General features: G+C 58.4%; 14 protein-coding genes and 1 pseudogene. 6 read left to right on the top strand and 9 right to left on the bottom strand.

Annotated features, from left to right (window positions below):
- Positions 1-43: 43 nt before the first annotated feature.
- Positions 44-178 (bottom strand): annotated as a pseudogene (locus AC1M2H_RS25690) (DNA-binding response regulator); the annotation flags it as partial.
- 395 nt (positions 179-573) lie between these two features.
- Between AC1M2H_RS25690 and AC1M2H_RS25695 the strand changes: the two are divergent.
- A complete protein-coding gene (locus tag AC1M2H_RS25695) occupies positions 574-1,257 on the top strand; it encodes a tetratricopeptide repeat protein (protein ID WP_480149572.1) in 684 nt (227 codons plus the stop codon).
- Positions 1,258-2,161: 904 nt separating this feature from the next.
- On the opposite strand, the gene gltP is transcribed toward AC1M2H_RS25695, so the two are convergent.
- Positions 2,162-3,472 (bottom strand): glutamate/aspartate:proton symporter GltP, encoded by a 1,311-nt coding sequence (gene gltP, locus AC1M2H_RS25700; protein WP_464414988.1) that lies wholly within the window; start codon positions 3,470-3,472, stop codon positions 2,162-2,164.
- Between the two features lie 414 nt (positions 3,473-3,886).
- On the opposite strand from gltP, the gene acs reads away from it, so the two are divergent.
- From acs to actP, 3 genes are all read left to right on the top strand, one after another.
- Positions 3,887-5,842: an acetate--CoA ligase gene (acs, locus tag AC1M2H_RS25705; RefSeq protein WP_480149573.1), complete on the top strand. Its 1,956-nt coding sequence runs from the start codon at positions 3,887-3,889 to the stop codon at positions 5,840-5,842.
- 190 nt (positions 5,843-6,032) lie between these two features.
- Positions 6,033-6,347, top strand: coding sequence for a DUF485 domain-containing protein (locus AC1M2H_RS25710; RefSeq protein ID WP_480152036.1), 315 nt, complete (start codon positions 6,033-6,035; stop codon positions 6,345-6,347).
- A complete protein-coding gene (actP, locus tag AC1M2H_RS25715) occupies positions 6,344-7,993 on the top strand; it encodes a cation/acetate symporter ActP (RefSeq protein ID WP_480149574.1) in 1,650 nt (549 codons plus the stop codon). The genes AC1M2H_RS25710 and actP overlap by 4 nt, the downstream gene beginning before the upstream one ends.
- Positions 7,994-8,026: 33 nt before the next feature.
- Here the strand turns inward: actP and AC1M2H_RS25720 are convergent, their stop codons facing one another.
- Both AC1M2H_RS25720 and AC1M2H_RS25725 read right to left on the bottom strand, forming a co-directional pair.
- A complete protein-coding gene (locus AC1M2H_RS25720; protein ID WP_480149575.1) occupies positions 8,027-8,716 on the bottom strand; it encodes an LrgB family protein in 690 nt (229 codons plus the stop codon).
- Entirely contained in the window at positions 8,709-9,119 is a 411-nt protein-coding gene (locus AC1M2H_RS25725; protein WP_480149576.1) for a CidA/LrgA family protein, read from the bottom strand. Before AC1M2H_RS25725 ends, AC1M2H_RS25720 begins: the two co-directional genes overlap by 8 nt.
- 103 nt (positions 9,120-9,222) lie before the next feature.
- Between AC1M2H_RS25725 and AC1M2H_RS25730 the strand changes: the two genes are divergently transcribed.
- Complete coding sequence (locus tag AC1M2H_RS25730) at positions 9,223-10,107, top strand: LysR family transcriptional regulator (RefSeq protein ID WP_426813435.1); 885 nt, start codon at positions 9,223-9,225, stop codon at positions 10,105-10,107.
- An 84-nt stretch (positions 10,108-10,191) separates the two neighbouring features.
- Here the strand turns inward: AC1M2H_RS25730 and AC1M2H_RS25735 are convergent, their stop codons facing one another.
- The 4 genes from AC1M2H_RS25735 to soxR all read right to left on the bottom strand — a co-directional run bounded on the left by AC1M2H_RS25735 (position 10,192) and on the right by soxR (position 15,115).
- On the bottom strand, positions 10,192-11,838 hold the full coding sequence (locus AC1M2H_RS25735; RefSeq protein ID WP_480149577.1) for a Na+/H+ antiporter: 1,647 nt from the start codon (positions 11,836-11,838) through the stop codon (positions 10,192-10,194).
- Positions 11,839-11,987: 149 nt separating this feature from the next.
- Entirely contained in the window at positions 11,988-13,337 is a 1,350-nt protein-coding gene (locus AC1M2H_RS25740) for an NCS2 family permease (RefSeq protein ID WP_464414989.1), read from the bottom strand.
- Between the two features lie 393 nt (positions 13,338-13,730).
- Positions 13,731-14,399 (bottom strand): glutathione S-transferase family protein, encoded by a 669-nt coding sequence (locus AC1M2H_RS25745; protein ID WP_480149578.1) that lies wholly within the window; start codon positions 14,397-14,399, stop codon positions 13,731-13,733.
- A 257-nt stretch (positions 14,400-14,656) separates the two neighbouring features.
- Entirely contained in the window at positions 14,657-15,115 is a 459-nt protein-coding gene (gene soxR / locus AC1M2H_RS25750; protein WP_480149579.1) for a redox-sensitive transcriptional activator SoxR, read from the bottom strand.
- A gap of 86 nt (positions 15,116-15,201) precedes the next feature.
- Here soxR and soxS point away from each other — a divergent pair, with 86 nt between their 5' ends.
- On the top strand, positions 15,202-15,531 hold the full coding sequence (gene soxS / locus AC1M2H_RS25755; protein WP_041143630.1) for a superoxide response transcriptional regulator SoxS: 330 nt from the start codon (positions 15,202-15,204) through the stop codon (positions 15,529-15,531).
- Here the strand turns inward: soxS and AC1M2H_RS25760 are convergent.
- Entirely contained in the window at positions 15,516-17,120 is a 1,605-nt protein-coding gene (locus AC1M2H_RS25760; RefSeq protein ID WP_480149580.1) for an EAL domain-containing protein, read from the bottom strand. The genes soxS and AC1M2H_RS25760 overlap by 16 nt on opposite strands.
- Between the last annotated feature and the right edge of the window lie 409 nt (positions 17,121-17,529).

Here is a 17,529-nt window from a genome sequence, read left to right on the forward strand (position 1 = left end):
GTGATCGATCACCTCCAGCGCCACCATATCCTGCCGCCGCCCGTCGCTGCGCCGCCACCGCCAGCGCCTCGCCGCCGGTTTGGCACACCAGCACGTCAAAAACGTGCGCGCTGAGCACATCGCCCAGCAGTTCGCAGATTGCGCTGTCGTCATCAACAACCAGAATGACCGGTTTCATAGCTTGCCTCTGCCCGCCGGGGATGATGTCTGTATGATTAATTCAGCAAACCAACTCCAACAAATCCATTGCCGAATGGCGTTTCTTCAACCCATGTCACAACTCCGCCCGCCTCAACACGTCAAAACTGATGATGCCCCGCTTTTCATCGGCGCTTCGCCCAAAAAGCCGGCTTATCATCAGGAAGTCCCTGCGTAGCGACGGCGGCCAGACCGTTTATCCGCAGGGGCGCGCCGCGCCTGTCCGGGGTGCGGATCGGCCCTTCCGGCGGTGCGATGCTTACCGGAGGGACACATTTATCGCCCCGGTTTCATCGCCCCTGCTTCGCGCCTGTCATTTTCTTCTCTTACTCCTCCCTTTATACTGTTAGCCGTATCCCTAATAGATAATAAAAAATGAAATACCTCTATTTATTGCTGGCGCTGGTCTCCCTCGCCGCAGGCGCCGTGGAACCCGGCAGTCAGTACAAACAGCAGGCGGAATCGGGCGACCCGCGCGCGCAGTACTACCTCGCCGATACCTACGTCAGCTCCGGCGATTACCCGCAGGCCGAATACTGGGCGCAGAAGTCGGCGGAAAACGGCGATGGCGACGCGCTGGCGCTGCTGGCCCAGCTGAAGATCCGTAACCCGCAGAACGCTGACTACAAGCAGGCCAGGCAACTGGCGGAAAAGTCGGTGCAGGCGGGGAGCAAGGCCGGGGAGATCGTGCTTGCCCGGGTGCTGGTCAATCATCAGGCCGGCAAGCCGGACTATTCGCACGCCATCACCCTGCTGCAGGACGCGGCCCAGGACCCGGAAAGCGACTCCGCCGTCGACGCGCAGATGCTGCTCGGGCTGATTTACGCCAGCGGCGTGCAGGCTGCGGAAGATGACGCCGCGGCTACCCTCTATTTTAAACGCAGCTCCTCGCTGTCCCGCACCGGCTACGCCGAATACTGGGCCGGGATGATGTTCCAGCAGGGGGAGAAAGGCTTTATCGAACCCAATCAGCAGAAGGCTCTGCACTGGCTGAACGTCAGCTGCCAGGAGGGGTTTGATACCGGATGCGAGGAGTTTGAGCGGATTACCAAGGGGTAGCCTCTTCGCGCCTGAATGGCTTTTTTACGGTGGTTTGGGCGAAGGCGTTTTTTCTTAGCTTGTTCCGTGAAATGTTCGGTGGAATGTTCCGTTCACGATGAATCCAGCGCTTTTCTGATACCCGCTGCGGGTGAACGGCACGGGGGGCGTTTCGCCCGCCCCCCGTGGCCCCCGGCATGGCGCTGAAAACTGCCGCTGCGCGGTACGCTCCACTCCGGCTTCATCTGGCGGACCGGGCAGGACTCGACGTCCCTGTCTCGACCTGCCTCTCTGGCCGCTTTATTCGTCCCATCCATGGAACTCACCCCTTCGGGGCCGACGTTAACGTCGTTCAAAAACGCTCCCGGCGTTTTTGTCCTGGCGGCCAGTCCTGGATGCGCGCCTGCGTTCCCGCCAGTTTTCTTGATGCGCCTTACCCCTCGCGCTGTCAGCCCGTAGATACCAGCAGCCAAATCATTGCTGAAGGCTTTTTCAGCAATGACCATGCAGGCATGAGGCATCGGGACATACAGCAGGGGGGTTGGGCCGGCTAAAAATCGCTGAGGCGCAGGCGGCTGGCCGGGGCCGCCAGCATGGATGCTGGCGGAGGCAAGCCTTACAGGGACGTTACCTCTTGCCGTCCCCGAATAGCCAGACGGCGGAGACGAAGGTATCGCGCAGCGACGATTTTTCTTGCCGGGATGCCGGGTCCCCAGGGCCGGGCGAAACCGGCCCTGGGCCGTTCACCTATGCAGCAGTAAACAGAAGTATGCGGGACCAATGGTGAACGGAACATTCCACCGTAACCTGGCATACCACATGTAAGCGATCCGGACTTCGCCCAAACCACCGTTGGCTGGAATCCCCTGCCCTACGATAAAAAAAACCCGGCGCAGGGCGCCGGGCTTGCTATTTGATCGCGCGTTTACTGCGCGGTCTTATCAAACTTACCCAGCACCTCACGTTCGTACGCCAGCGCCTTCTTACGGTCAAACTTATGTTCCCACTTGGCAATCACCAGCACCGCCAGGGCATTCCCCACCACGTTCAGCGCGGTACGCGCCATATCGAGAATACGGTCAACGCCGGCAATAAAGGCCAGTCCTTCCAGCGGGATACCGACGCTGCCCAGGGTCGCCAGCAGCACCACGAAGGAGACGCCCGGCACGCCGGCAATCCCTTTCGAGGTCACCATCAGCGTCAGCACCAGGGTGATCTCCTGCCACAGCGACAGGTCAATCCCGTACAGCTGGGCGATAAAGATCGCCGCAATGCTCTGGTATAACGTCGAACCATCGAGGTTAAAGGAGTAGCCGGTCGGCACCACAAAGCTGGTGATTGAGGCCGGCGCGCCGTAGGCCTCCATCTTCTCAATAATACGCGGCAGCACGCTCTCGGAGCTGGCGGTGGAGTACGCCAGAATCAGCTCGTCCTTCAGAATGCGAATCAGGATCCAGATGCTCAGGCCGCAGAAACGCGCGACCAGCCCCAGCACCACCAGCGCAAAGAACAGAATCGCGAAATAAACCAGAATCACCAGCTTGGCCAGCGGCCACAGGGAGGCGAAGCCAAAGGTAGCGACGGTCACCGAGATCAGCGCAAATACCCCCACCGGCGCATAGCGCATCACCATGTGCGTCACTTTGAACATGGTCTCGGAAATGGAGCGGAAAACGGTCACCAGCGGCTCACGGTGCGTGGCCGGCAGCGAAGAGAGGCCAAGGCCGAACAGCACCGAGAAGAAGATAATCGGCAGCATATCGCCTTTGGCCATCGAGGCGACGATATTGGTCGGCACCAGCGACAGAATCGTCCCCATCAGCCCGTGCGCGTGGCTTTGCACCTCAGCCGTCGTACTTTGGTATTTCGAAATATCGACCGCCGCCAGCTGCGACATATCAATGCCGCTTCCCGGCTGGAAAACGTTGGCCAGGGTAATCCCCAGCACGATGGCCACCGTGGTGATCACTTCAAAGTAGATAATCGTTTTGGCGCCAATACGCCCCAGTTGCTTAGCGTCGCCAACGCCCGCAATCCCGACCACCAGCGTCGAAATCACAATCGGCACCACGATCATTTTGATCAGGTGAATAAAGATATCGCCCGCCGGCGTCAGGAGATTCGAGATTAACCAATCACGATTTTCGGCATGGTAATGCAGGTAGCTACCCAGGAGTATGCCCAGCACCAGGGCCAGCAAAATTTGCCAGGCCAGGCTGACTTTTGTTTTTTTCATCACTACAGACTTCCTCAATGAAAGGCACCATTACCGGAGGTAATGTTACCCACTGAAAGGGGTATGAATTGTGTTGCGTTGCTCTATGGGATTTTTTAACGCGCGGTATGAGTATCATTTGCACGGCATGCTGCGCAAGCCTTTAAGAACAGGCCTTTACTCTGGTTTTATGCATAAAGCCGCTAATTACCCCCACTTACATTGCATAAGTATCTGTTATAAAAAAATTTTAATCGATTCCATTTCTATAAATTCACTGACGAAATTATTACACTCAAAAGTTTCATTTGATTAATTTTCATTCAGTTGAATTAATGCGTGATCTGCCCCCCAAATAGCAAACAAAGCGCTCAAAGCCCCTACTATTAACGTTTATTTGACATATATTTAACAATCCAAAGGAGAAAAAAAGCCATGAGCCAAATACATAAACACTCTATTCCCGCAAATATTGCGGACCGCTGCCTGATTAACCCGGAACAGTGCAAGGCGCAGTACCACCAATCCGTGACCGACCCCGACGCGTACTGGGGCGAGCAGGGTAAAATTCTCGACTGGATTCGGCCCTATACGCGGGTGAAGAATACCTCGTTTGCCCCAGGCAACGTCTCTATCAAATGGTATGAAGACGGAACCCTGAACCTGGCGGCTAACTGTCTCGATCGCCACCTCGCGGAGCGCGGCGAGCAGACGGCCATCATCTGGGAAGGCGACGACGCCAGCCAGAGCAAGAAAATTACCTATCGCGAGCTGCATCGCGACGTGTGCCGCTTTGCCAACGCCCTGCTCGGTCTCGGAATTAAAAAAGGCGACGTGGTTGCTATCTATATGCCGATGGTGCCTGAAGCGGCGGTCGCTATGCTGGCCTGCGCCCGCATTGGCGCCATCCACTCGGTTATTTTCGGCGGCTTCTCGCCGGAAGCGGTGGCCGGACGCATCATCGACTCCAGCTCGCGGCTGGTGATCACCGCCGACGAGGGCCTGCGCGCCGGTCGCGCCATTCCGCTGAAGAAAAACGTCGATGACGCGCTGAAAAACCCTAACGTGACCAGCATTGAAAACGTAGTCGTCCTCAAACGTACCGGGGGCAAAACGGAGTGGCACGAGGGTCGCGACCTGTGGTGGAGCGATCTGCTGGAAAACGCCAGCGACCAGCATCAGCCGGAAGAGATGAACGCCGAAGACCCGCTGTTTATCCTCTATACCTCCGGCTCAACCGGCAAGCCGAAAGGCGTTCTGCACACCACCGGGGGTTACCTGGTATATGCGGCGACGACCTTCAAATACGTATTCGATTATCACCCTGGCGACATCTACTGGTGCACCGCCGACGTTGGCTGGGTGACCGGCCACAGCTATCTGCTGTATGGCCCGCTGGCCTGCGGAGCGACGACGCTAATGTTTGAAGGGGTGCCAAACTGGCCGACTCCGGCGCGCATGTGCCAGGTGGTGGATAAACACCAGGTCAGCATCCTCTATACCGCCCCGACGGCGATCCGCGCGCTGATGGCCGAGGGTGATAAGGCCATCGAAGGCACCGACCGCTCTTCCCTGCGTATTTTGGGCTCCGTCGGCGAGCCGATCAACCCGGAAGCCTGGGAGTGGTACTGGAAAAAAATCGGCAACGAGAAATGCCCGGTGATGGACACCTGGTGGCAGACCGAAACCGGCGGCTTTATGATCACCCCGCTGCCGGGCGCCATTGAGCTGAAGGCCGGCTCCGCCACCCGTCCGTTCTTCGGCGTGCAGCCGGTGCTCGTCGATAACGAAGGCACGCCGCTGGAAGGGGCCACCGAAGGCAACCTCGCCATCGCCGACTCCTGGCCTGGCCAGGCGAGAACCCTGTTCGGCGACCACGAGCGCTTCGAGCAAACCTACTTCTCGACCTTTAAAAACATGTACTTCAGCGGCGACGGCGCGCGTCGAGACGAGGATGGCTACTACTGGATAACCGGCCGCGTGGACGACGTGCTGAACGTTTCCGGCCATCGCCTGGGCACCGCCGAAATTGAATCGGCGCTGGTTTCACACCCGAAAATCGCCGAAGCGGCGGTGGTCGGCATTCCGCATAACATCAAAGGCCAGGCTATTTACGCCTACGTGACGCTGAATCACGGCGAAGAGCCGACGCCGGAGCTGTACGCGGAAGTGCGCAACTGGGTGCGTAAAGAGATCGGCCCGCTGGCAACCCCGGACGTGCTGCACTGGACCGATTCGTTACCGAAAACCCGCTCCGGTAAAATCATGCGCCGCATCCTGCGCAAGATTGCCGCCGGCGATACCAGCAACCTCGGCGATACCTCAACGCTCGCCGATCCTGGCGTGGTGGAAAAACTGCTCGAAGAGAAGCAGTCCATCGCAATGCCATAGTCAATACGTACTGATTCCCTACACCCTCTCCCCAATCGGGGAGAGGACATAAACATAAAACCTTCCTGAGGATTCCAGGCAGCAGGAAAGCGGTAAGCAGGCGAATCCCCGGCGGTTAGCTGCCGGGCGGACGCGTGCTGCCGATGTCCCGCGCGTGGATGACGAAAGGAATACCTCTGGAGACGCTATGATGAATGATCAAATTTGTCAGCGGATAGAAAATAGTGAGCATTTCAGGGAGTTAGTTGCAACCCGGCAAAGGTTTGCCGCCATTTTGTCACTCATCATGCTGGTTATCTACGTCGGCTTCATTTTGCTTATCGCCTTTGCCCCCGGCTGGCTCGGGACGCCGCTGCATGCGGGAACCAGCGTCACCCGCGGGATCCCCATCGGCATCGGCGTTATCGTTATCTCCTTCGTGCTCACCGGGGTTTACGTCTGGCGCGCCAACGGTGAATTCGACCATTTGACGAAAAGCATTATCAGCGAGGTGCAGGCATCATGAAGAAAGTTCTGACGGCGCTTGCCGCCACGCTCCCCGCCGCCGCGAACGCCGCCGACGCCATTACCGGCGCGGTGCAGCGTCAGCCGACAAACGGGCAGGCGATTATCATGTTCCTGATCTTTGTCGCCCTGACGCTCTATATCACCTGGTGGGCGTCCAAGCGGGTACGCTCGCGTAAAGATTACTATACCGCCGGCGGGAACATCACCGGCTTCCAGAACGGTCTGGCGATTGCCGGCGACTTTATGTCCGCCGCCTCCTTCCTCGGGATCTCCGCGCTGGTTTATACCTCCGGCTACGACGGGCTGATTTACTCGCTCGGCTTCCTGGTCGGCTGGCCGATCATTCTGTTCCTGATCGCCGAACGTCTGCGCAACCTCGGACGCTATACCTTTGCCGACGTCGCCTCCTATCGCCTGAAGCAGGGGCCAATCCGCACCCTCTCCGCCTGCGGCTCGCTGGTGGTAGTGGCGCTGTATCTGATTGCGCAGATGGTCGGCGCCGGCAAGCTTATCCAGCTGCTGTTCGGCCTTAACTACCACGTTGCGGTAGTGCTGGTCGGCGTGCTGATGGTGCTGTACGTGCTGTTCGGCGGCATGCTGGCGACCACCTGGGTGCAGATCATTAAGGCGGTCCTGCTGCTGTGCGGCGCTAGCTTTATGGCCTTTATGGTGATGAAGCACGTCGGCTTCAGCTTCAATAACCTGTTCAGCGAAGCGATGGCGGTCCACCCCAAAGGGGCGGCGATCATGAGCCCCGGCGGGCTGGTGAAAGACCCGATATCGGCGCTGTCGCTCGGGCTGGGGCTGATGTTTGGTACCGCCGGCCTGCCGCATATTTTGATGCGTTTCTTCACCGTGAGCGATGCGCGCGAAGCGCGTAAAAGCGTATTCTACGCCACCGGCTTTATGGGTTACTTCTACATCCTGACCTTCATTATCGGCTTCGGCGCCATCATGCTGGTGGGCGCCAATCCGGTGTTTAAAGACGCGGCGGGCGCGCTTATCGGCGGCAACAACATGGCGGCGGTGCACCTCGCCGACGCGGTGGGCGGTAATCTGTTCCTCGGCTTTATTTCGGCCGTGGCCTTCGCCACCATCCTTGCGGTGGTCGCGGGCCTGACCCTCGCCGGCGCGTCGGCGGTCTCCCACGACCTCTACGCCAACGTCTTCCGTAAGGGCGCCAGCGAGCGCGACGAGCTGCGGGTATCGAAAATTACCGTGCTGATCCTCGGCGTGGTGGCCATTCTGCTGGGGATTCTGTTCGAAAACCAGAACATCGCCTTTATGGTTGGACTGGCGTTCTCGATTGCCGCCAGCTGTAACTTCCCGATCATTCTGCTGTCGATGTACTGGTCGAAGCTGACCACGCGTGGGGCGATGATTGGCGGCTGGCTGGGGCTGCTGACCGCGGTTATCCTGATGATCCTCGGCCCGACTATTTGGGTGCAGATCCTCGGCCATGAGAAGGCTATCTTCCCGTACGAATACCCGGCGCTGTTCTCGATTGCCATCGCCTTTATCGGCATCTGGGTCTTCTCCGCCACCGATAACTCGGCGGAAGGGCTGCGCGAACGCGAGCTGTTCCGCGCCCAGTTTATCCGTTCACAAACCGGTATCGGTATCGAACGCGGCCAGGCGCATTAAGCCTCTTAACCCCGGCCAGGCGGCCGGGGCTCATCAAAACATCAGCAGGCGCACCAGCGGCGCCGCCAGCACCATCACCACTCCCGAAAGCATCATCACCAGGCTGGCGACAACGCCCTCCTGCTGCCCGAGTTCGTAGGATCGCGCGGTCCCGGCGCCGTGCGAGGCGGCGCCGAATCCCGCCCCTTTCGCCATTCCTGCACGAATCGACAGGCGCAAAAACAGCACGTCGCCGATCGCCATGCCAAATACCCCGGTGACCACCACAAACAGCGCGACCAGATCCGGCTGGCCGCCGAGGGGCCGGGCCGCGGCCAGCGCAAACGGCGTGGTGACCGAACGCACCGCCAGGCTGCGCTGAATCTCATCGGAAAGGGTGAACAGGCGCGCCAGCCAGACCGAGCTGCAGACCGCCACGATTGAGGCCGTCACCACCCCGGCGCTCAACGACATCCAGTGGCGTTTAATAATCGCGAGGTTGTCATATACCGGCACGGCAAAAGCGATCGTCGCCGGCCCCAGCAGCCACAGCAGCCAGTGGGCCTCCCCCATATAGCTTTGATATGAAATATGGCCAAAGACCAGAATCAGCACCAGCAGGAGCGGGGTAAAAACCAGCGGCATCAGCGGCAGCTTGTGAAAGCGGCGGTAGAGGCGTTTATTGGCAAAATAGAGCGCCAGCGTCACGATCAGGCACAGGATGCTCAAATGGAGATCACTCATTCTTCAACCTACTGATTTCGTAGCGATAAACTTTATCCACCACCCACGCCGTGACGCCCAGCACCAGCGTCGTGCTCAGCGCAATCACCAGTAGAATGCGCCAGCCGTCCAGCAGCAGCAGCTGGGTGTAGTTGACCACCGCCACCACCGCCGGCACGAAGAACAGCAGCATTTCCGCCAGCAGCCAGCGGGCGCCGGCGCGCACCCAGTTCAGCGGGATCACCCGACAGACGATGAGCGCCAGCAGCAGCAGCATGCCGACCAGATTCGCCGGGAGCGGCAGGTGCAGCCAGTTAACCAGATATTGAGCGCAGACAAACAGCCCGGCGTAAACCAGTACCTGAAGCGGTACCTGGAGGCGTTGCACAATGAAGGGGGTAACGCGAGCTGGCGCGAAGGCCATGAGCGATATTCCTGAAAAAGAAGCCAGGCGAGCAGTATAGTGAGCCGCCAGGTTGGACAGAAATGAATTAAAATCATCACAGGCATAGTCTCAGGGAATAATTATGGATATCCGCACGCTGCGTTATTTTGTCGAAGTTGTCCGCCAGCAAAGCTTCACTCGCGCGGCTGAGAAGCTGTTCGTCACGCAGCCCACCATCAGCAAGATGCTAAAAAACCTCGAAGATGAGCTCAACTGTACGCTGCTTATTCGCGACGGCCGCCGGCTCCTGCTGACCGATACCGGCCGGGTGGTTTTCGAGCGCGGACAGGCGATTCTCGGCGAATTCCGCCAGCTGGAATCCGAGCTTAGCGATATTAACCATCTGCATAAGGGCATTCTGCGGCTGGGGATCCCGCCGATGGTCGGGATGCTGATGGCCGAGCCTATCGGCCTGTTTCGTCAGCGCTATCCGGGCGTGGAGCTGAAAATTGCCGAGTTCGGCGGCCTGACCGTGCAGCAGGCGGTCAGCAACGGCGAGCTGGATCTGGCCATGACCGCGCTGCCGGTCGATGAGGAGAGCGGCCTGGCGACCCTGCCGCTGTTCAATCATCCGCTGTGCGTGCTGGCGCCGAGAACGCCGCAGTGGGAGCGCGTCAGCTCGCTGTCACCGCAGGAGCTCGCCGCCCATCCGCTGGTGATTTATAACGAAGATTTCGCCCTCAGCCAGCAGCTGATGCAGCTGTTTAGCGAGCATGAGGTGAAGCCCAGCATCGCAGTGCGCAGCGGGCAGTGGGATTTCCTCGCCGCGATGGTTCAGGCGGGAATTGGCGTGGCGATTCTGCCGCAGCCGATTTGTGAACGCCTCGAGACCCGACATTTCTGCACGATCCCGCTGCAGAGCGGGCTAAGCTGGGAGCTGGGGATGATTTGGCGGGAGGGCGTTTACCTGTCGCATAGCGCCCAGGCGTGGCTGGCGTGCAGTAAGCGCTTCTGGCTCAATGAATAAGCGCCCGGAGGCGGCGCGCTGCGCCGGTCCGGGCGATCCACGACAGACTATCCACCGCACGGCCCCGACCGGGCGCGGCGGCGGCTATTGATCTTCGATTAACAGCGCTTCCAGCAGGTCAAGGTCGTGCAGCAGCTTCTGCAGCGTCTCGTTGCTGATCTGACGGGTGGCGCGCAGATGATACAGCTCGCCGCGCTCTGACCGCAGCGCCGCCAGGCGGAAGCGGCGCTCAAGCTGCTCTTCGAGGATCGAGGTTTCCACGTCGTTGCGCCCGTCGACCCGCCGGCGCAGGTTACCGATCACCCGCGAGCTGACCTCCGTCAGCAGCTGGTTATCGATATTCTCTTTGGTATCCGCCGCTAGCCGCTCCTCCATTTTTTGAATCGCCACGATCGCCACGTCCGCGGTGGCCGCGCGCGCCAGGCGCTCCTCTTTACGCTGTTGAACATGGTCGGTCGACTCAATGTGGCGCAGCAGAATCGGTAGCGCAATCACGCCGACAAACAGCGAGAACAGAATCACCCCGGCGGCAAGGAACACCAGCTCATAGCGCGCCGGGAAAACGTCGCCGCTCGGCAGCAGCAGCGGTATCGACAGCACGCCGGCGAGGGTGATAGCCCCGCGCACCCCGGCCACCGAGGAGATCAGCAGCTCGCGGGTTGTCCAGGAGCCAAACTCCATCGGTTTATTCTTCAGGAAGCGCTGGCTGAGCTTGCGCATCGTCCACAACCAGCCAAAACGAACCAGCATCAGCGCGGCGTAAATCAGGACAATATCGGTAAACAGCATCCAGGTTTCGACGTTGGGGTCCGCTTCCGCCGCCACCAGCGAGCTCGACAGAATATCCGGCAGCTGCAGGCCTAACAGCAGGAACACCATGCCGTTAAACACGAACTCCAGCATCGCCCAGGTGCTGTTGGCGCGCAGGCGCATCGCCAGCGGCGCGGTGCGCATCACCCCGGAACGCGTGATGGTCATCCCCGCGGCGACCGCGGCCAGGATCCCGGAAAAGCCGATGTGTTCGGCGATCAGGTAGGAGGCAAACGGCAGCAGGAACAGCAGCACAATCTGCGTGGCCGGCTCGTCGCCGCCCCAGCGGCTGAGGAAGCGCATCGAGCGCCCGTACAGCCAGCTGACGACAAAACCGGCGAGGATGCCGCCTATCGCCACCTTGAAGAACTCGACCGTCGCGCCGCCGACGGTAAAGACCATCGTGCCCATCGCCACCGCGACGGCAAACTTCAGCGAGACCAGGCCGGAAGCGTCGTTCATCAACGCTTCGCCCTGCAGTATCCCCATAATTTTTTTCGGGATCCGCCCTTCGCCGACAATCCCGGAGAGCGCGACCGCATCGGTTGGCGACAGCACCGCCGCCAGCGCAAAGGCCGGGATCAGCGGAATGCCCGGGACAATCCAGTAAATGAGGTAGCCGATCCCCACCACCGTCACCAGCACCAGCGCCAGCGCGAGGCCAAAAATCTCTCGCCCGTGCTCGATGAACTCGCGGGTCGGCGTCTTCCAGCCGTCGGCAAAAAGCAGCGGCGGAATAAAGAGGACCAGGAAGAGTTCAGGATCGAATTCGACGTGCAGCCCGAAGGTAGGCCAGGCCAGCAGCGCGCCGATGGCGATCTGAATTAAAGGTAGCGGAACCTGAAAGGGCAGTACGCGTGTAACCACCCCGGAGAGAGAGACCACGAGGGTCATGATGAGTATGGTAAAGAATATTTCCATGTGTTCCCTGTTTGCTGCGTGTTCTTATTTTTACATCTGAGGCGTCATGTCTCGAAATGATACGCTACCCAGATTAACGCAAAAGGAAACAGGATGTGGCTTAAAAATTAAACGGGCGGCCTGAGCCGCCCGTTGTCAGCAAAAATAGCTTAAATTGCCCAACCGCCGGCGTAGAAGATAACCAGCGCCGCGGCAATGATCACGGTGCCGAGGTTCAGCTTGCGCCACTCCCCGGAAACCAGGCGCCCGATAACCAGCGACGCGAAGCCGATCATGATGCCGGTAACGATGTTGCAGGTCAGCACGATAAAGACCGCGGTAATCAGGCCCGCCATCGCATCGACAAAATCGTTAAAGTCGATTTTCGCCACGTTGCTCAGCATCAGCAGGCCGACGTACATCAGCGCCGGCGCGGTGGCGTAGGCGGGAACCAGATAGGAGAGCGGAGAGAGGAACAGGATCAGCAGGAACAGCACGCCAACCGTCACCGCGGTCAGGCCGGTTTTACCGCCGGCGGCGGTACCCGCGGCTGATTCGATATACACCGCCGCCGGCGCCGCGCCGACCAGGCCGGAGAAGACGCTGCTCAGGGAGTCGGTGGTCAGCGCTTTACCGCCGTTGATGATCTGCCCGTCTTTATCCAGCAGGTTCGCCTGCCCGGCGACCGCGCGAATGGTGCCGGTGGCATCGAAGACCGCCGTCATCACCAGCGCCAGCACGCTCGGCAGCACCACCGGATTCAGCGCGCCGATGATATCGAGGCTGCCGATCAGCGAGTTGCCTTTGTCGTCGCTCAGCGACGGCATGGCGAAAATCCCGGAGAAGTGGACGTTAGGGTCGAAAATCAGGCCGACGATCGACACGCCGATAATGGTCAGCAGAATGCCGCCCGGCACCTTCATTTTTTCGAGGCCGATAATCACCGCCAGCCCCACCAGCGACATAATCACCGGGAAGCTGTCGAAATGCCCCAGCGTTACCGGCAGGCCGTCCAGCGGGTTCTTAATCACCAGGCCCACGCCGTTGGCGGCGATCAGCAGCAGGAACAGACCGATACCGATGCCGGTGCCGTGCGCAACGCCCTGCGGCAGGTTGCGTAAGATCCAGCTGCGAATGCCGGTTGCGGAGATAATAGTAAACAGCACGCCCATCAGGAACACGGCGCCCAGCGCAACCGGGATGCTGATGTGCTGCCCCAGCACCAGGCTGAAGGCGGTAAAGGCGGTCAGCGAGATAGCGCAGCCGATTGCCAGCGGCAGGTTGGCCCACAGCCCCATAACCAGAGAGCCGACGCCCGCCACCAGGCAGGTGGAGACAAACACCGCCGCCGGTGGGAACCCGGCTTTACCCAGCATGCCCGGTACCACGATGACCGAGTACACCATCGCCAGAAAGGTGGTTAAACCGGCAACAATCTCCTGACGCACGGAGCTGCCGCGAGCTGAAATTTTAAACCAGGCGTCTAATGAACCGCCGGTACGCGCTGAAGGCGTAGACATAGAAAACTTCCCCTGAGAATTTTTATCATTCGTCGGTATGCGTGGTGGACCATCCACTGCCAGTTCAACGCGATCTCCTTGTGCTATATCGCAGCGCCAGGGGGGCTGCAAAAAAAGCAAACGTTTAACTCCGCGCATACAATACGGTGGTCAAAATTACTTTGCTCCCCTCCTGTTGGCAGGATAAATAGCGAGCAAAATAATAAGGCAAACGATTATCCAGCCTTTAGATGGCCCTTTTCAACTGGAGTTTGACGTCTTTCGCTAAATTTCGCTTATGACGTTCAGGAAATAACCAGCCGATGCGCAAACGTTATCGTCTATGCGCAATCTGCTAACATTTTTGCATAGCGCCGATAGCAATTCGCGCCGGCCATCGTAAAAGGTGATGCCTCAGGCGCCCTGCAGCGTGAAGGGGCCGCCGCGCTCAATGGCGCGCTGCCAGGCCGGACGTTGTTCGATACGCTGGGTCCAGCGGGCGATGTGCGCAAGACCGTCGATTCCGCCGCGCGACTGCAGCGCCAGCAGCGGAAAGCTCATCTGAATATCGGCCATGCTCAGGTTTTCGCCGGCGAACCACGGCCATCGGGAGAGGTGCTCTTCGATAAAGGCGGCGTGGGTGGCAATCTGCCGGTCAAGCCAGGCCTTCTGCATCCCCTTCCCCAGCGCGCCGCCCAGCGTGCGCATGCCGAACGGCACCGGCGCCTTGCCGAGACGAGACAAGACCAGCTTCATCACCATCAGGGGCATCAGCGAACCTTCGGCATAGTGCAGCCAAAAGCGGTACTGCAGCCTGTCCGCCAGCGCCTGGGGCCGCAGCTGCTGCGTGCTATCGTAGGTCTCCTGCAGATATTCGAGTATCGCCCCGGACTCCGCCAGCACGTAGCCGTTGTCCTCCACGACCGGGGACTTGCCCAGCGGGTGAATGTTTTTTAACTCCGGCGGCGCCAGCATATTTTTCTGCCGCGAATAGCAGACGATCTGGTAGGGCAGCTGCAGCTCCTCCAGGGCCCAGAGCACGCGCTGCGATCGCGATTGATTCAGGTGATGTACCGTCAGCATGGGTCTCTCCCGTCATTTGTTCAAATTAACTATAGGAACTGGCGGCGAATGGCGGGAAAATTTCGCTGAAATAAACGAGTAGACGTCAGGGGATGTGCCACAATTAGATTGTCGGCGCAATCCGGAACCTCCATCAACCGTTGCGCAATACTGAGGTGAGCCGACGTCGGGGGAAACCCTCCTGCGAACCAGCGGGATAGAGCGAAAGACAAAGACCGGAAAACAACTAAAGCGCCCTGTTGTGGCGCTTTAGTTTTTTAATCATCCTCCAGCAGTCGCGCGCCGGTTCCCTCTTCGCCCAGCTTGTCTCCCGGGTTGCGCAGCGGGCAGTCCCGTCGCGACAGGCAGCCGCAGCCAATGCAGCCATCCAGCTGATCGCGCAGCGCGGTCAGCGTATGAATACGCCGGTCCAGCTCATCCCGCCACACCGACGACAGCTGCTTCCACTCTTTGGCGCTTAAGTTGTGGCCTTCGGGCAGGACGCCAAAGGCGTCGCCGATGGTGGCCAGAGGAATGCCAATGCGCTGCGCAATTTTGATAATCGCCACCGCGCGCAGCACGTCGCGACGATAGCGCCGCTGGTTGCCGGCGTTGCGCTGGCTGTGAATCAGCCCTTTGCTTTCATAGAAATGGAGCGCCGAGACGGCAACGCCGGTACGTTTCGCCACTTCGCCCGGGGTCAACAGCGTTTTAATACGGGGTGATTTCTTTTCCATAAAGCGCTTTACCTCAAGTTAACTTGAGGAATTATACTCGCCCGCAGACAAAACGACGAATCGAGAATTGAGAGAGAGGCCGCTTTATGTCCCATCAGGATATTATCCAAACGCTTATTGAATGGATTGATGAACATATCGATCAACCACTTAACATTGATGTAGTCGCCAAAAAGTCGGGGTACTCGAAATGGTATCTTCAGCGGATGTTCCGCGCCGTTACGCATCAGACGCTGGGTGATTACATTCGTCAGCGCCGGCTGCTGCTGGCCGCGGAAGCCCTCAGAACCACCCAGCGCCCGATCTTTGATATCGCGATGGATCTGGGCTACGTCTCGCAGCAGACGTTTTCACGGGTGTTCCGCCGGGAGTATGACCGCACCCCCAGCGACTATCGCCATCAGATTTCCGCCTGACGGCTTTGCGCGCAGGGGCTAAGCCGGGCTGGTACCTTAATCAGCCACTGCTTAAACTCCTGCACCGGCATCGCCTTCGCAAAGTGCCAGCCCTGGCAATAGCGGACGCCGCGCTTCTGTAGCCACTTAACCTGGTCCGACGTTTCGACGCCCTCGGCCACGGTTTTCAGGTGCAGGCTGCGCGCCATCTCAATAATATGCTCGGCGATCATATGGCTGGTGCCGTGGGTCGTCAGCGTATCGATAAAGGACTTATCGATCTTGAGAATATCGACATTGAGCGAAGAGAGGTTATGCAGGTTGGAGTAGCCGGTGCCGAAATCATCGATGGCGACTTCATATCCCGCTTCGCGAAAGGCCTGGATCACCGGCGTCGTTTTCTGCACGTCAATAAACCCGCGCTCGGTCACTTCGATTTTAATCTGGTTGATGCACACCGCATGGCTTCGCGCCTTTTCACTAATCTGGCTAATCAGCCGCGCGGAGTGGAAATCCGTGGCCGAGAGGTTAATCGCGACGTACAGCTGAGGATGGCTGGCGAGGAATTCGCCCAGATCGGCAAACACCTCATCCACCACGTAGTCCGTCACCTGCGCGATCAGCCCTTCGTTTTCCGCCAGCGGGATGAACTCAGCCGGGCTCATCACCGGACCATCGCGCCCGGGCCAGCGCAGCAGCGCTTCGGCCCCGACGCAGCGGTTCGTTTTAATATCAACGATCGGCTGATAGTGCAGGCACAGCTGGCGGCGGCACAGCGCGCGCTGTAGCATGCTGCGCGGGGAGTGATACTGCCGCCGGGTTCTCAGCCACATCAGTAAAATCAATGAGCTACAAATCAGGCCCAGCGGCAGGGTAATCATTATCTGGTCATATAAATTTTTATAATAACCAACGCGCGAGGTGGACATGATCACCGCAATAGGGCGCTTCGCCGAATGGGCAACGGTGTAGACCCGGCGATCCTGCTGGAAAAAGGTATCTTCAGGGCGGATCAGCGGACGTAGCGCCGCGGCGTCGGTATTTTTGCTGACGGAGAAAAACTGATTCGTTTTGGTATCGAACAGACCGTAGGCTAAATCTCTATCGCTGGATATGAGCGTACTATAGGAAAGTGGGTTAATCACCGCGACATAGTGACCGCGCTGCATATAGGTCATGGCAAAACCGGGATAAAACGGCGTATCACGATAGTAATAGATAGCGATATCCGGTTTCTTTGTATAATTAGCTGTCCCGATACGCCATGCCGTATCGGGGCGAACGGCGGTTGAGCAAAAGAAATCAGCGCCTTTCGCATAGATTAAATCATCGACGTAAAGCAGGCTGCGAACAATATCCAGCATATATCTCTGATGCTGCGGCGAACATATTATCCCCTGGTATTGCAGGGCCTTTTCCCGCGCTTGTTCGACCTCATGAATAACCATTTCGGTTTGCTGCAGCGCCAGTTGAGAAAACGAGCGGAGCTGGTCGTCGGTTTCCACCCTTGCCCGGTGTTGGGCAAGCCACGATGCCACAACCACTGGCAGCAGGATGAACAGGGTAATACCGAATATTCTCAACGCCTTATGCGAAACACTACGACTCATTTCCGCTTTATATCCATGCGATACGCCTTAGTCACGGTAAAAGCCCACAATGGCAGATGCCTACTCTTATACAACACTCAGTCATTTAGCAATCGGCTATTTGGCGTAAAAACCATACACCTGATAATGATGAATAATACTAATTTATAGAACAATCGAGAAACATTCTCGACATAATGAGAGCGGCGCCGCGTTTATAAGTATGGCAAAAAAAGAGTCCGGCGTATTAAAGCGCCAGCTTTACCGTCATGGCGGGCGTGGCTATGGCTCGCCGCGCCATTAACCACAATATTAAAATGGTTTAAGAGCACATAAAAAACGCAATTTTTGGCTGGTGAATAAAAGAACAAGTGTGATATAGTTCACATATCCTAATGAAACGGAAACATTGTTTCATTGTTCGTTTGTT

This window comes from Klebsiella sp. F11 (genome assembly GCF_056712265.1).